This window comes from Rhodanobacter sp. Soil_C_14 (assembly GCF_057657335.1).
The window spans coordinates 1-221 of record NZ_JBDGIQ010000022.1 but is presented as its reverse complement, the minus strand read 5'-3'; the positions used below and the strand labels follow the sequence as shown (position 1 = coordinate 221).

Genomic DNA, 221 nt, shown 5'->3' with positions numbered 1-221 from the left:
AGCGGCACGCTGGCGGGCGGTGGTGCGGGCACGCTGGATTACAGCGCGTACACCACGGCGGTGAGCGTGGGCCTGGGCGGTACGGCCACCGGCACCGGTGGCTGGAGCGGCATCACCACGGCGAAGGGCGGTTCGGCGTCGGATACGATCAGCGGCAGCAGCCAGACGTATCAGCTGACCGGCGCGAACGCCGGCAACAATGGCGTGTTGAGCTGGAGCTC

Annotated in this window: 1 protein-coding gene; it reads left to right on the top strand. The window is 70.1% G+C overall.

Annotation, left to right across the window (positions count from 1 at the left end; translation table 11 throughout):
* A partial coding sequence (locus tag AC3A56_RS17595) for a hypothetical protein (protein WP_487771220.1) occupies positions 1 to 221 on the top strand: 221 nt, incomplete at both ends.